The sequence below is a fragment of the Paenibacillus sp. JT22N7 genome (assembly GCF_059383875.1).
Window position 1 is genome coordinate 263,861 of record NZ_JBXENY010000009.1, and the last position, 14,435, is coordinate 278,295.

16 protein-coding genes are annotated in these 14,435 nt (G+C 45.2%); 8 read left to right on the plus strand and 8 right to left on the minus strand.

Annotated elements, in window-relative coordinates:
• The first annotated feature begins 197 nt into the window (after positions 1-197).
• Both AC50Y5_RS23835 and AC50Y5_RS23840 read left to right on the plus strand, forming a co-directional pair.
• On the plus strand, positions 198-689 hold the full coding sequence (locus AC50Y5_RS23835) for a hypothetical protein (RefSeq protein ID WP_494863971.1): 492 nt from the start codon (positions 198-200) through the stop codon (positions 687-689).
• 128 nt (positions 690-817) lie between these two features.
• Positions 818-1,177, plus strand: coding sequence for a hypothetical protein (locus AC50Y5_RS23840; protein WP_494863972.1), 360 nt, complete (start codon positions 818-820; stop codon positions 1,175-1,177).
• A gap of 275 nt (positions 1,178-1,452) precedes the next feature.
• On the opposite strand, the gene AC50Y5_RS23845 is transcribed toward AC50Y5_RS23840, so the two are convergent.
• The 3 genes from AC50Y5_RS23845 to AC50Y5_RS23855 all read right to left on the minus strand — a co-directional run bounded on the left by AC50Y5_RS23845 (position 1,453) and on the right by AC50Y5_RS23855 (position 3,072).
• Complete coding sequence (locus tag AC50Y5_RS23845) at positions 1,453-2,190, minus strand: hypothetical protein (RefSeq protein WP_494863973.1); 738 nt, start codon at positions 2,188-2,190, stop codon at positions 1,453-1,455.
• Positions 2,191-2,232: 42 nt separating this feature from the next.
• Positions 2,233-2,427: a hypothetical protein gene (locus AC50Y5_RS23850; protein ID WP_494863974.1), complete on the minus strand. Its 195-nt coding sequence runs from the start codon at positions 2,425-2,427 to the stop codon at positions 2,233-2,235.
• Positions 2,428-2,634: 207 nt separating this feature from the next.
• Positions 2,635-3,072, minus strand: coding sequence for a hypothetical protein (locus tag AC50Y5_RS23855; protein ID WP_494863975.1), 438 nt, complete (start codon positions 3,070-3,072; stop codon positions 2,635-2,637).
• Positions 3,073-3,183: 111 nt separating this feature from the next.
• On the opposite strand from AC50Y5_RS23855, the gene AC50Y5_RS23860 reads away from it, so the two are divergent.
• A complete protein-coding gene (locus tag AC50Y5_RS23860; protein ID WP_494863976.1) occupies positions 3,184-3,528 on the plus strand; it encodes a hypothetical protein in 345 nt (114 codons plus the stop codon).
• A 1,151-nt stretch (positions 3,529-4,679) separates the two neighbouring features.
• Here AC50Y5_RS23860 and AC50Y5_RS23865 read toward each other — a convergent pair.
• The gene (locus AC50Y5_RS23865; RefSeq protein WP_494863977.1) at positions 4,680-5,186 is read right to left on the minus strand and encodes a hypothetical protein; all 507 of its coding nucleotides are present in this window, start codon (positions 5,184-5,186) and stop codon (positions 4,680-4,682) included.
• Positions 5,187-5,817: 631 nt separating this feature from the next.
• Here AC50Y5_RS23865 and AC50Y5_RS23870 point away from each other — a divergent pair.
• Complete coding sequence (locus AC50Y5_RS23870; protein ID WP_494863978.1) at positions 5,818-7,062, plus strand: TerD family protein; 1,245 nt, start codon at positions 5,818-5,820, stop codon at positions 7,060-7,062.
• A gap of 22 nt (positions 7,063-7,084) precedes the next feature.
• Here AC50Y5_RS23870 and AC50Y5_RS23875 read toward each other — a convergent pair whose 3' ends face one another.
• Complete coding sequence (locus AC50Y5_RS23875) at positions 7,085-8,197, minus strand: saccharopine dehydrogenase family protein (RefSeq protein WP_494863979.1); 1,113 nt, start codon at positions 8,195-8,197, stop codon at positions 7,085-7,087.
• Positions 8,194-8,952, minus strand: coding sequence for a class I SAM-dependent methyltransferase (locus tag AC50Y5_RS23880; RefSeq protein WP_063892606.1), 759 nt, complete (start codon positions 8,950-8,952; stop codon positions 8,194-8,196). The genes AC50Y5_RS23875 and AC50Y5_RS23880 overlap by 4 nt, the downstream gene beginning before the upstream one ends.
• A gap of 148 nt (positions 8,953-9,100) precedes the next feature.
• On the opposite strand from AC50Y5_RS23880, the gene AC50Y5_RS23885 reads away from it, so the two are divergent.
• Positions 9,101-10,186, plus strand: coding sequence for a helix-turn-helix transcriptional regulator (locus AC50Y5_RS23885; protein WP_056038371.1), 1,086 nt, complete (start codon positions 9,101-9,103; stop codon positions 10,184-10,186).
• A 35-nt stretch (positions 10,187-10,221) separates the two neighbouring features.
• Here AC50Y5_RS23885 and AC50Y5_RS23890 read toward each other — a convergent pair whose 3' ends face one another.
• Positions 10,222-10,791 carry a pyridoxamine 5'-phosphate oxidase family protein gene (locus AC50Y5_RS23890; RefSeq protein ID WP_494863980.1) on the minus strand — a complete coding sequence of 190 codons (570 nt, stop codon included), beginning with the start codon at positions 10,789-10,791 and terminating at the stop codon, positions 10,222-10,224.
• A gap of 216 nt (positions 10,792-11,007) precedes the next feature.
• Here AC50Y5_RS23890 and AC50Y5_RS23895 point away from each other — a divergent pair, with 216 nt between their 5' ends.
• Both AC50Y5_RS23895 and AC50Y5_RS23900 read left to right on the plus strand, forming a co-directional pair.
• Complete coding sequence (locus AC50Y5_RS23895; protein WP_056038377.1) at positions 11,008-11,580, plus strand: nitroreductase family protein; 573 nt, start codon at positions 11,008-11,010, stop codon at positions 11,578-11,580.
• 98 nt (positions 11,581-11,678) lie between these two features.
• A complete protein-coding gene (locus AC50Y5_RS23900; RefSeq protein WP_200931650.1) occupies positions 11,679-11,837 on the plus strand; it encodes a hypothetical protein in 159 nt (52 codons plus the stop codon).
• A gap of 11 nt (positions 11,838-11,848) precedes the next feature.
• On the opposite strand, the gene AC50Y5_RS23905 is transcribed toward AC50Y5_RS23900, so the two are convergent.
• The gene (locus AC50Y5_RS23905) at positions 11,849-12,619 is read right to left on the minus strand and encodes a glucosaminidase domain-containing protein (RefSeq protein ID WP_056038380.1); all 771 of its coding nucleotides are present in this window, start codon (positions 12,617-12,619) and stop codon (positions 11,849-11,851) included.
• Positions 12,620-12,933: 314 nt separating this feature from the next.
• Between AC50Y5_RS23905 and AC50Y5_RS23910 the strand changes: the two genes are divergently transcribed.
• On the plus strand, positions 12,934-14,310 hold the full coding sequence (locus AC50Y5_RS23910; protein WP_494863981.1) for a glycosyltransferase family 4 protein: 1,377 nt from the start codon (positions 12,934-12,936) through the stop codon (positions 14,308-14,310).
• Positions 14,311-14,435 lie beyond the last annotated feature (125 nt).

A 14,435-nucleotide genomic window follows, 5' to 3' on the forward strand; every position in this document is an offset into this window, starting at 1 on the left:
CGTTGCCTGAAAATGCTTGCTATATATGGAGTTCTATTGCCCGTTACTTGATGGTTTCGGGCTTTTTTGATGCTTGATGAAGCATTCTGTCATCAATCCGTCATCAAGTGGCGAGTGCTATTTCTTCCTAATTTAATATTCACCGTCCATCAACTTTCTATAATTTTTACCGATAAATAAATAAAGGAGTGTGAAGCATGTTTGAATTTTTCATGGGATTTCTAGCGTTTAGTTTGTTAATAATAGAGGTAATATTCACATATTACCGTTACCATCAATTAAATAGCCCTCTTCCAAAGATAACGGATACTTCCCCTGTGCGCACTCACAAAAAAGTATTTAAAAGGCGATTAGCTTATGAAAAACTAACAGTAGCAGAATTCGATATTATAAGCTTGGCATTGAAATCGATGGATACAACCAGCACAATAGAAAAAATAGTTGATGTATATTCTAAATTAATATTTTCCACTTTTCTCGGAATAATTGCAATTTTGGTGTCAGCAAATACTGATATGCTACCTCGTCTTGCAAACACTACTATGTTCATTTTGTATGCAGCATGTATTCTTGCATTATGTGCCTCTATTCACTTTGCCTGTTTAGACTTGAGAAACTCCATGACTCGTGCCCATCTTATTATCATTGAAGAAATAGAAAAAAGCCGGCAGAACCAGCCGCAGCCTTAAGAAAAATTATCATGGCATATTTAAGTAGGGATTGCTCTATATTCTGATCAAACCGTATGGGAAAGCATCCCTGCGGCTTTTTCTATTTACTTAAGAAGATAAAAGCACTACCGAAAAGGAGCCCGGCAATGTTCAATCCATATGATTACTACATAACGCCAGATGAGTACGAAGAAGCAGCACGGAATGGAATTAAAGCACAATATGTTAACAGTAGAATTGGAGCGCTAGCATGGGATAAACGATCCGCAATTACTAGGCCAACCCAAATAAAAAAAGACCGTTCTAGGATCGTTTCAATTGCTAAAGCAAACGGAACCGCATATGGGACATTCACAGCCAGAGTCAGAAAAGGGTGGAATTTAGAAAGGGCCGCCACTCTTGCCCCAGCATATTCGAATGGAGCTATGCGTCTTAAAGAAATATATGGCGAAGACTACCTTAGAAAATTGAATGAAAAACTATTTATTAATTCAAGAGCTAAATGATTGCCCCAAACTAAAAATCCGGCAGAATAAGCTCGCCAAACTTAAACATACATGGTCGCATCCCCAGGCATATCGACTCTCAATATCCGAGCTATCCTTGCGCCCTATAGTCTCTTTAACACCCAAATCGTTCAAAACATTTCAACTATGTCATTCGCGGACTGCTCTCCTCCAACCCACTCGTTGGTGCGACGGGATTTTGGATATAAACTCTTGTTCAGTAGCTTTGCTTTGTGTAATTAAACTCACTCAAATACAGCTTAATAGAATATTATTTAATCAGCTGGAATCTCTATCATAATTGTAAGTTCAAAAAAATTTATGAAGTTATTTCCGAATGAAGTCAGCTTTGTTTCATGTCTCTTTGCTGAAAAGTGACTACTAGCTCTATATCTGGAAGACAGACTATTGCTAAGGTGTTCAAACATTTGAGTAACAACATCATCAAGACTTCTTATGCCTGTATCAATTAGGCCCAGTTTTTCAAGCTGATTATCTAAGTAAGAGGTGTAGCCTTTATTCTCATAATAAAGCTTCAATTCTTCTGGATCATCTGGAAGATAGTTGCTCTCTTGTTTTCTCGAACTTCTGTTATATTTAATCAGCCGTTTTAGTCCATCAATTCGCAATTCTCGAAGCACATCAAAATAACCCATCATTCTGCTTTCTTCTCTGATATTATTTTTGTATGTATACTCAAGGCCATTCATAATTAGGTCAACCTTTTCTTCTTCTTGCTCTTCAAACAATTCATTTAGAGTGAATGGAAATGCTTTTTTACGTATGAATTCATTTAATAACTCGTCATTCTTTTCAATCATAAGGGACGTGATCGTTAATAATCTGCTTTCAATTTTCTTGACTCTTGCTTGAAGTCTGTGCATCTTATAGGCATTATACAATTTCCCTATATACGGAACGGCATCTGCTGATCCTTCCAATAAATCGTAAGCTGGTGAATCAGGACTAATCCCTAACATATCAGCTAGTAATATTAAATTATTAGACTCCATTTTGACTCCCCTTTCTTTTATAACCAATACTAAGAATGGAAACTAATCGAAATATTTAAAGTATCCCAACAAGCCCGCCATTACCGATATACCAATCACTGGACGCATTAAGAAGCGTGGTAAAAACCACGAAATAATTCCCCCTATAATACCGCAGCAGAACATAACAATCAGCACAATAATCAACTTGTTAAATATGGCGTCCGCGCCAGACTGTACTCCTGAAAAATCTATCATCCCAATCCCTCCATATTCTTTATCGGCAGATCACCACTGGGAGTATATAGTTGATTCAGAGACCTATATAGGAAACCAAAAGTCTTTGAACAAACACACTCTACTTGGCTGTGATATCCTACGTTTGATTTCACCGATCTTTGTTTACCCCGGTGTTGTCACCCTTTCGGCAAAATAAAAAGCCGTCCGAATGGACGACCTTTATTATTAATGATTTTTTTTCAGAACAGATTTTTCAAAATCGCCCCAATTAGGAAATTCGTCTAATGAATTGTAGTACGTTCCCCGATACCCAAATGTGTTCCCGTCAAACTCACTATCAACATACCTGCGACTTTTTCTTTCGTCATCTGTGGCGGTCTGAATATAAAAAATTCTCACTACACTCATAATATCTTCCGGCGATTCCCCTGTTAATGCTGAATAAGAAGAGACGTCAATGGAAAAATTCTCAATTGTTGACCCATCAATAAAGCACTGTAACTGCCCCTCATGCTTGACTATACTTGCATTGAAAATTGCAAGATAGGCGCTGCGACACAAAGTATAGAATTCTTCTTGATAACCGCCATCCAATATCTTTTTATTCAGATCAGTGCCTTCTATTTCTTCGTTTAACTTTTCAAAAAATGTAGTCCTAGGCATACTATTCATCCCCTTTTATACTCTAGCAGAAACAACAATTCGACAAAAGGAAGTTTTTTCTACAAATATGTCAAATATACCATATATATCATTTAAGGAGGTTTTGAGCAAATGAGACATTTCCTAGTCGGTGCGTCATATATTGTTTCTGGAGAAGATTCAAATGGCAGATTTATTGGAATAGATAGCCACAACGAAGTCAATGGTCGAGTTGGCGCAATTTTTCGTTTTGCCAACAAAAATTATATTAAACCAGACGAAGTTTTTAAAGAATGTCTTCTGCTAAAATCAAGGTCAGAATTAGCAATTGATGAAGGGTATTCAATTACAAGCAAATCTCTATCGCATGAAGATAGCGGAAACATTCCGCTCGATTTGCTATTAATCAATTTCAGTGGGAATGAATACGAAGATTTGCTTAGGATTAAGAAAGGCTGGGCTCTGGAGCCTGAGTAGCCTTACTGTTCTTATTTGACAATCAACTCACATTCGTAATAAACTAAATATTATTTTGATTGTTAAAGGTAGAGGTTTAAATCCTCTGCTCTCCAAGTTTACGATTCAATTAAGAGAGAATCCGATATTGAATAATCTGCTCGCAGGTATTCAGTCGGTCGCTCTCGCAATTGTTCTCCCACTTATTATTACAAAGGGGTTGGTGCCTATGTGCATAATCGTAATTCTGTTGTCCTTGGTTGCTTCTGGAGAGCTGGTGTAAATAGCACAATATACAATAGAAAGCGTTACGGCCAAGGGCAACGCCCAACTACAATCCGTCCACTTTGGGCGGTTTTTTATTTTGGTCGACAACCATTTATCAACGTGGCCCGGTCATGGTGAATCGCCATATCCGAACCGGTAAAACAAACCTAAATTATTTTGATTTCGGTAGTGCTGTTTCCCATAGCCTACAAGCTCAGCGCAAAATTGCGTTCTCAGCATCGAAACTTCTCCCCAAAACGGAGGAAAAGTCTTTTTCTCAATTCTGAGAAAAAGTCCGCTCTAAAAATCAATTCTTAAATCTGAGGGCTGATAATTGAGCCGTGAGCAGTAGGCTATTGATATTAGGTATACTCAAAGTTGAGCGCACTCCATGGTATCCATCAATTGGATAGAATCCTTTGATCTTGTCGAATGAGTGGCAATGTCACCACCTAATCATTCCGACGTCTGAACATTCGATATTCGTCGATGTTGTTCGTTTTCCATTCCCGTGATTAAAAGTGCGACGACGTACTTTTTGTGCATGTTCTAGCAATGACAGGCAAGCCCTGACTATTCCCCTTTAATGAGCGTCAGCACAAAGCCTCTGACTACCTTCTCAGCAGTCTTTATTCCTTCTTGCCACCTCGTTAATCATCATTTTCTTATAAAAGTTCATTTTCAAAATTCATAATATCCTCTCTTAAGTTCAATCTGCATTGATTTTTTTATATTATCGAGTGACGATTTTAATTCTTCTTTCTGAGTGGCTATCTCAACACGTTTCCCCTCTAACTCTTCACGTGAAAATATTGGTAAGTACTCAATATTTAACAAGTATAGCTTAAATGTTTGAATGAGTTTATTTAATTCGGTTGACACCTGATCGGATAAATACAAACTAGTTAAGAGACATAAGTTTTTGCTTCATTTATTGTATTCTGCGCACCATTAATTTCAGCTATCCTCAAATTCTCTTTCAAATCATTTATTAATTCAAGCTTCTTTTCATCCCAAGTAACTATGTATTTCTGTATAAAAATATCTGGTAAATTATAATCATGTTTAAGGCTGTATTCCAGCTGTTGGGCATTCATGTTGATAAAACTCGGCTCACTTCTGAGTCCCATTAAACTCATGGCCCTTCCTTCGGCAAGCAGTAATAACTCATATATTTTGGGATATGCTTCATGCTTTTTCACAGTAAATAAACTAAAGTCATGCATTCTTCGTTGTAAATCAAATTTGTTAAGTTCTAATAAATTTTGAAGGTCAAGTTTATGATTTTCCATTTTCTTATCAAAAAGATGATCTAAGTTCTTTTTAGTAAAGTAACGAACTCCTACCCAAATAGTTGCTAGCAACACTCCAGATGAAATCACCAATTCTAAAGGTTCAATTATAATTGACACAAACTATCCCTCCATAAAATATACATCTTACAAATGATCATTCGACAATATGAAATATTATCCTTTAAAATTTTCAATTAAAAGAAAAAAGAGCCCCAGGGCTCCCTAAAAATTATTGAATCAGCCACGCAGTTGCTGCACTTAATATAGTAATTATGACACTCATTTTTTGAGAACCACTGTGTTTAATTCCGTCATCAAACGCAATTTCTAGCGCTCAATTAGAAAAATCAATTCCTTGAAACCCCCTTGATTCATAAAAGTTTACAAAAAAAATCGAGCGCCCCTTTCGGGACGCTCTATTCATGGGAGAGGAGAAACCGGACGAAGAGCTTATGGGGAACGTAAGTCTTCTCCGCGGTTGTCTACGACATCTTGCGACGCCGATAATTTTATTTTGTCCGTTTTGCGGACATTTATACCTTCACGACAAGAAAAAGATGGAAAGACAGCCAAAAAGCTTCGGACATCCTGTATAATTCATGGTAAGCACAAGCGTAAACAGCTGTCGCCGTCCTCTGGCGGCAAAGCAAGCTGCCGTTTTGCTTTGAAATATAAGCCCATTATAAGGATGAAACTTATAACTTCTTATATTTATAAAAAACTTACACCAATTTAAAGGGGATGCACCATGGACTTTGTGGCAATTGACTTTGAAACCGCCAACTCCAATCGCTCCAGCGCCTGCGCGATCGGCATCGTCGAGGTGCAGGGCGGCAAAATCGTTTTCGAGCAGGTTTGGCTCATTAATCCGCAGCAGCATTTTGACCGGATGAACATTGAAATTCACGGCATCACTCCGGCTATGGTGGCGGATAGCCCTACTTTTTCCGAGCTATGGCCTGTACTTGAGCCATTATTAAAAAATAAACAGGTAGTGGCGCATAATGCTTCCTTCGATATGAGCGTCCTGCGTTATTGTCTAGATGATGCGGCTCTGCCTTATCCGGCATTTCATTATTACTGCACCTATCAGCTTAGCAAAAAACTGCTGCCGGACATGCCCTCCTACCGTTTGAACGTATTAGCTGGCCATTATCAAATTCCGTTAAATCACCATGATGCGCTTGATGATGCGAGAGCGGCAGCATTAATTTTAGTAAGACTGCTAGAGCGCGAGCAGCAGCCAAGCCCTACCGAGCTTGCGCTCGACAAGGGCTATAAAATAGGCAAAATGCATGCTCGCGGTTACTCGCCCTTCTCAACAACAGCTGCTAAAAGCAAGAAGCAACCAAAGCCAGCCGCCTCTGCCAGCACTAAACGTGCTGCAGCTAGCGCCACAGAAATAATAACCGAAAATTCTGGACTAAAGCTTGTCAGAGGGCAAAAAGCTGACATTACCCTCCATTTGGGGTTGAATCAGCTGGTTGCTCGCGTTTCATGGAAATTGTTAAATCCGGCGCTTGAAATTGACGCCACGGCCTTCCTGCTATCTGCTGCAAGACGGTGTGAGCGGGATGAAGATTGTATTTTTTACGGAAATCCCGTTTCATCTGATAACTCCGTCTCCTACTCCAAGCTAGGCCCCAATGCAGCACAGTTTAAAATCGATTTCAGCAAGCTGCCGCTGCAGATCCAGCGAATGGCCTTCACTCTCTCGATCTACGAAGGCGAGACACAGCAGCATGATTTCAGCCAGGTGACCGAAATCAGCATCTGTCTGCTGCATCCGCAAACGGAACAAGTGGTAGCTCAATTCGATTTTGGCGAAGATCTGCTTAAAGAAACAGCTATCGTCATTGGGGATTTATATTTGCACAACGGCAATTGGAAATTTGACGCCATCGGCAAAGGTTTTTTTAGCGGCTTGCAAGCTTTATGTGAAAATTTCGGCCTGGAAGTTAGCCATATTTCAAATGAGGCACATTCATTATAACAACCTTGATGACGCTCTGGCCTTACTCCCAGCTATCATATCTCAAGCCTTCAATGATCTGCGGTCGTTTCGTAATGCCCGCAGCGGCTTGCAGGGCTATTTTGCCTTTGCCGCTCTTCACCAGCTCAAATAGCTGCTCCGTATGGAATACACCGCCTGGCAGGCCGCCTTCATAAACAGCGGTGGCAACAGCGGTCGCCACTTTAGCGGTCGCTGCCGCCTCGTGGGAACCATCGACCAAATATTGAACATGCTTCTTCTTACCCGCTTTCATTCCCCAGCCATCTACTTTAACCGCATAGCCGTCTGAGCCAAAACGCATCATCCCAAAGCTGCTCACAGCGGCAGAGCGAATCCATTTGACTTTCAGCAGCCGGAATAATCCCGTTGCGCGTATCCACGCAACCAAGCGGGTGACCGCACCTGAATCGAAACAAAGCCTTGTTGATACGGTCGGCACTTTCAGCGTTCTTGGCAGCGACTGCTGATCGGAGAACGGGAAACGGTAAGCCATGCGGCTGCCCAGCTCCTTGCCGAAGTCGGTGCGCTTGCCGCCGCTAAAGCTGACCGTCTGCGCGACACCGCCATTTTCAACAATTGAAAATGCACTGCCAATGCTGTCGACCGTCCACTCTATCGCCGCCTTGCCATGCTGATCGCCAAGCCCCAGCATAATTGCGATATCTACGCTATCGAGCTGATCCAGCTCCTGCTGCGCCTTGCGTGCGAGCAAATTCGTTACACCTGGCGCTAGCCCGACGCTCAGCACCGCTGTCGCCTGTGCCTGTGCAGCTTCCTCTGTATGCTTCTCTAAGCTGGTCAGGAAAGGGCCATACGCTGAAATATCCACGTAATGCGTTCCACTCCGCAGGCTAGCCTGTACAAAGGCATCATCCGTCTGATCCATACACATGACAATTAGCTTGACACGTTCGAAATCCATTTCCTGCTTCCAGTTGCTTAAATTAAATGCCATTGGTTTCACCTGGCCGCCCGTCTGGTCCGCGAATTGTTTCGCACGCTCTAAGCTTCTGCCCGCCGCATACACTTTACCTGGAAATTTTGCTCCGAGCTGCTTGCTTATATCTCCGCCCACATGGCCGTAGCCGCCTATAACAACGATGTCTTGTTTCATTTGTCCTGCCTCTTCTCTTCTATGTTATGCTCCCCGTCTGCTTTGACAGCAAACCATCCTGTAATAAGGTAGGAACCGAAAAATTTTGAAATATGGTTAAAGCCAACTTCCCGAAGCAGCTCTTCCACCTGCTCTGGCGGCACAGGATCTGATTCGGCGCCAAGAGAGGCGGCAAACCGCTCCCAATCCTCCAGCGGAATGCCATTATCCAGCATGTGGCTTTGCCAAGCGCTCATTTGCACGGCGAATGCTTCCTCCTGGCGATCACAGCTTATTGCGGCAATCAATAACGGCGCTCCCGGCTTCAAACGTTCGGCTATGCTGCGCAGCAGCTTCCTTTTCTGATCCAGCCCCTTTATAAAATGCAGCACTAGCAGGGAAGTCGCTGCATCATACAGCTTGTCCTTCGGCAGCTCGTCTGCCGTTCCCTCGTGCAGCGTTACTCCCGCTTCCAATCGCTCCATCCGAATGCGCTGCTCGGCTATTGCCAGCATGCGTGCAGACGGGTCAACCCCGGTAAAGCTCCACGCTGGATGCGCACCGCCGAGCGTCACAATCTCCTGCCCGCCGCCTGCGCCAACAACTAATATGTCCTGTTCCCTTTCAGGACCAAGCATCGCGTTCATTAAACGATCTGTCATATCATACAGCATGAAATAGCCGGGTATTTTTAAAGAAATCGTTCGTCCATAGCCCTCCACTTGGGGATCATTCCAACTCATTGTTTTCTGTTGTTGCGGCTGCTTCTCATTCATCGGTACAGCTCTCCCTTCAACTCTGTATATGGTCCACCCTTTTCAATTTGGCGGGTATTCTGTAAAATGTAATCTGTAATTAATGTTAATTATATCGGGTCGCCACAAAATCACTATCCCATAAATGTGGGTAATCAGGAGAGCTGGGATGAACAAGCAAAGAGAAAGTGTACGGAAACAGCTCGCCAAATTAGAGGAGGCTAACCTCCGCTCCAGCGAATACAGGGAGAGGCTGCTTGCAGAGCTGCGAACGACGATGCCTTTTGCAGCCGCATGCTGTACGCTGGTCGATCCGCATACGATGCTGTCTACTGGCGCAGTTACGGAGGAAGGCGTAGAGGCCATTCATCATCTATTGTTTGAATATGAATATTTGCGGGAGGATTTCAATTCGTATGAGGAGCTTGCCAAGCTTGCGGAGCCCGTTGCTACATTAAGTGGCGCAACCGAAGGCGATTTAAGTCGAAGCCTCAAATATACAAAGGTGCTGCAGCCTGCCGGCTTTGGAGATGAGCTGCGTGCAGCACTTACGGTGGATGGGGCTTGCTGGGGGTATTTGACGTTATTTCGGCAGCTCAATGAGCCGTTTTTTCAAGAAGAGGAACGCTTGTATATCGCTTCCTTAGTCCCAAGCATGGCCCGCACCTTGAAAAAAGCGAGCTTGCTGCTGCCAGATAGCGAGGGCGCCGCCTTTCAAGACGATCCTGGCATTCTGATTCTGTCTGAGCAGCTGCTGCTTCTATCGAGTAATGACGCTGCAAACAGCTGGCTGTCGCTGCTCCGCGAATGGGAGTTCATCGACGAGCAGACACTGCCGAGACCAATCCGTGCCGTTTGCTCGCGTGCTTTGGCTGCAAGCACCTCGGATAGGGAGCCACAGACCGACGCAAAAGTATGTATCCGCATTCCTGATGGCCCCTACTTATCGCTGCGAGCCAGCAAGCTCCAAGCCGCGGATCACTCGGTTCAGCTTGCGGTATGGTTCGAGCTTGCGAAGCCTGGCGATATTTTGCCAATCATTGCTGAAGCTTATGCGCTAACTTCGCGCGAGAAGCAGCTGGTCGAACGGTTATGGCGTGGCCTTTCCACGAAGGAACTGGCCAGTTCCTTGCATATTTCCTCGTATACGGTGCAGGATCATCTCAAATCTATTTTTGCGAAAACGGAAGTGTCCAGCCGCAGAGAGCTGATCTGGAAGCTTTTTTCCCGTTACAATCTCCCTGCGAATGAATAACGAATCGATAACAGGTTCATAAAGCAGCTATTTGCCTATGTTTCAGCTGTCTTCCTCTGAATGCCAAGAGGGGTAGGCAGCCGATCGAGGCTGTAGCTGTTTTTTTCATTTTGATAGTCCGTTAGCTTTTGATCACCTACCTTCTCAGCCCAGTCTTTCAGCTGTTCCCGCTCGCCCTGATAGTCATAAAAAGGGATGCTGAATCCGCACGCCGTCGTCACCTTATGAATATCTAGCACAATAATTTGCCTAGCGCCTGGCAGCAGTTCAAACCTCCCAATCAGCTCATTCCAGCGCTCAGTTCCTGGCAATACAACTTTCCCTGTGCCGAAAAGTCGCATAATAACGGGCTTCCCCTCCATTGCTATAAACATAATCGTCATCCTGCCATTTTCCAGCACATGCGCACTCGTTTCATTGCCGCTCCCCGTCAAATCGAGATAAGCGACCTCCTGGTTCGACAATATGCGAAACGTATCGTAGCCTTTCGGAGATATATTAACATGCCCTTCCGCCGTCAGCGGAGCCGATCCTACAAAAAACATGTGCTGCCGCCCGATAAACTCCTCGTGCTCCGGCAATAATTTATCAAATGCTTTACCCATTATTTTCAGTTCCTCCTTGTGCAGCTAGCTAACCAAATCATAAATGCCGACTGGATATGTAAGCTTATTATCTTATTATATATCGTTTTTTCTTATTCTATATTCTACTTCTGTATCCCTTTCCTCATCGCCTGTTCCACTGTATAGTATACAGGGAGAGCTTATCCATTTTGTTGCACCCCTACGCTGCAGCACTCTATAGAAGGAGAGAAAACAATGACTACCACCACCCTTACCTTGCTTGATGCTTTGAAACAAAGACGCGCAGTGCGTAATTATTTGCCGCAGGAAGTAGAGGAAGAGAAAATCGCCGCTTTGCTGGAAGCTGCAACGCTCGCCCCTAACGACCGCCTGCGGGAGCCTTGGCATTTTTATGTCGTTCGCGGCGAAGCAAAGCAGCGTTATGAGCAATTGGCGCGTACCTATCTGGAGGAGCGTTTTCCAACCAAGCCGCATTTAGTAAAAGAATCGATTAAAGTGCTGGAAACGACGCCCCTTGCCATTGTTGTAACGGCCGATATCATTGAAGGGGACGAAGCTTCCTCCAAGGACAACGAATATGCCGCAGCCTGCGCCATTCACTCGATGTGGCTGACCGCCGAAACGCTGGGACTTGGACTTGTATGGCGTACACGCGGCATCGGCCTCGTCCATGACGAGCGGATGTTTGCCTTTATTGGATCGCCGGAGGGCAAAAAAATAATCGGCACCCTTTTCATCGGATACCCGCAAGGGGAAGCGCCAGCTACTGCGCGCAAGCCTTATGCAGAGAAAACAACCTGGCTGTAACGCTTAATTTTGCGCAGCTCCTATTTTCATGCAACCTGCTAAAGATTGCTTCGTATGATAAGGGATGAGTTCCTTATGCTAGGAGGTGCGCAGATTTTATGAATACTTTCGGAAGAGGCTGTCTGTATATTATTATCGGCTTCGTGCTATTGTTTATTTTCGCTTTTGTTGCTGGCAGAACCATTCACATTCCGTGGTTTATAACGATTCCGCTGATTGTGCTTGCTTTCTGGGCAGCCTCCCAGCGTAAAAAATAGCTGCCTTGCCCTTATATAATCGTCACGGTGCGTGTGCTCGGCTCCCATTCGATTTTTTTATTCAGGGAAGCAGCCAGCGCACGCATCGTTACATACCCCGTTCCTCCATCCAGCAGCGACTCCAGCTCCTGGCTATTCACCGTTACTTTTGAACCCGTCCAGCCAATTTTTCCGCCGAGGCGGCTGCCGAGCGCTCTCGCTGGCACCCACACGGTGCCATCACGCTCATAACCGATCACCTCCACCATTCCTCCTTGCAAAATCGGCACCGTCTTCGCGCCCTGAAATACCGTTGTCTTTACAGCCGCTGCAGCCTCGTTATCATACTGTCGAAGCCCATTGCTGTTTATGATGGCGATCAGCTTGGCTGCATACGCCGGATCGGTTGCATAGCCGCAGGCCAGCAGCATTTGCGCCTGTTCCTCTGGCGTCTTCGCAAGCCTCACTCGATCATACCGCGCTTTCATAAACAGTAGATCCTGATCCTTCATAAAATGATAGACACTGCTGTATGCGCGAAAGGCCGCACTCGTATTTATATTTCGGCCATCGACATGCTCCCACGTCCCTTTTACGACCGCTTGGCCCTGCCAATAGGCATTGGGCGAAGCTCCCAAGACTTTAATTCCACCTAAATTATACCAGGAATGAATGACACCTCCGGTTTCCAAAATATACTGCGCCAGTCGTACAGATGGCAGCATCGGTGAGCCCTCGCGCCGTACTTGTATGACGGCAGGCACCAATGCCGCAATAAATTGCTGTCTTGTCATAGCCACCATCGCTCTCTCTCCCCCTTCTTTTTCCCAAGTTGATTATTCGTCAAGTTGTCCATCTATTATGGCTTATGCAGCAAACCTGTTTTGTGGCACGGCCACCGCACACTCTCCCACGTTCAGTGTATCAAGCACAGCTTCCTCGATGAGTACCGCTCGGTTATTGCCGCACATTCTGCATGCTTCTAGTCATACGCCGTTTTTTACTATCCATTAGGTCATTGTCCATGAATCTGAGGTCCATCGTGAATACAATATAGTCAAGCGCGTATCCGCTAACGATTTCTCCACATGCAAATGACGAGAAAGGAAGGAAACAAGTGGCCAAATCACTTAAGCGCAAGCGACATCAAACGTCCGCCAAACGCAAGCAGCACAGTTCTTCCACAAAATCGCTTCTGGCCAAACGCCGTAAACGCAAAGCTATCAAACCGCGGGCCAAGCGGCGGGCCGAACGCAGAAAGAAAAATAACGGCGGCCTTCGAAAAACAAAAAATCGCGCCTCCTCCAGCCTATCGCAGCACGTCAAACAGACCCGTCAAGCAGAGGATCACCCATCTGCCGAAGAGGTAATTGATCCGCAGCCTTGGACCGCACAGGGCATAAATCTTGTCGGCTTTATTCATGCGGAAATGGGCATTGGCGAATCGGCCAGACTTGCGGCAAGAGCGATTGAGCGAGCCGAGATTCCTTTTGGCATTTTAAACTTCCCGCTTCAAGTCGCTACCCGGATGTCGGATATGAGCTGGGAGCATAAAAAAACAGAAGACCGCCCCTTTAACACGAACCTGTTTCATATGAATGCGGATTATATGGCGCCGGCTATGGACCATTTTGGACGCAGCCTGTTCCACAACCGCTACAATATTGGCTACTGGCACTGGGAGCTCCCTGATTTTCCAGAAAAGTTCGTTCCAGCGTTCAAGCTGGTGCAGGAGGTGTGGGTATCCAGCCGCTTCGTGCTTGATTCGGTCGTGCAGAAATCACCTGTTCCTGTCGTCATCATCCCTCATGGCGTGGAGGTTGAGACTTCTCCTGAGGTTACGAGGGAATCACTTGGACTGCCAACCGATCGCTTCCTATTCACGATGATGTACGATGTACAAAGCTATACGCATCGCAAAAATCCGCAAGCTGTTATAGAAGCGTTCCGGCTCGCTTTTCCGAAAAATGATCCAACGGTCGGACTCGTACTCAAGGTCAACAATACGAATTTCCGCCCGGAGGATATAGAACCGCTGCATCAGCTCGCTGCCGAGCACAGCAATATTTTTATTATTGATCGTATTTTCTCCCGCCTGGAAGTCAACTCGCTGCTGAGTGTCACGGATTGTTTCGTCTCGCTGCATCGCGCTGAAGGCTTTGGACTGGGCCTCGCAGAAGCGATGTATTTGGGGAAACCGGTCATTGGCACGAACTGGTCCGGCAATACCGACTTTATGAACGAGACCAATTCCTGTCCCGTCAATTACGAGCTGGTGCAAGTCGGCACCGATTGGGGACCGTATCAGGGATATCAGACTTGGGCTGAACCCGATGTGCATCATGCCGCCTTTTATATGCAAAGGCTTATTCAAGAGCCGGAGTGGCGCGAAGCCATTGCAGCGCAAGGGCAGCATACGATTCATACGTCCTTTTCGCCGCAGGCGGTTGGCGGCATGATCCGCGCACGCCTGACCGAGCTTACGCTTCTCTAACTTTAAAATCACACGAGACACGGACTGCCTCTGGCGTAAATGCTGGGGCAGTTTGCTTTTTCCAGCTTATGCTCAGTTCTCCACCACGCCTGCTTAGCAATTACATAATAGCAACGTAAAAACAC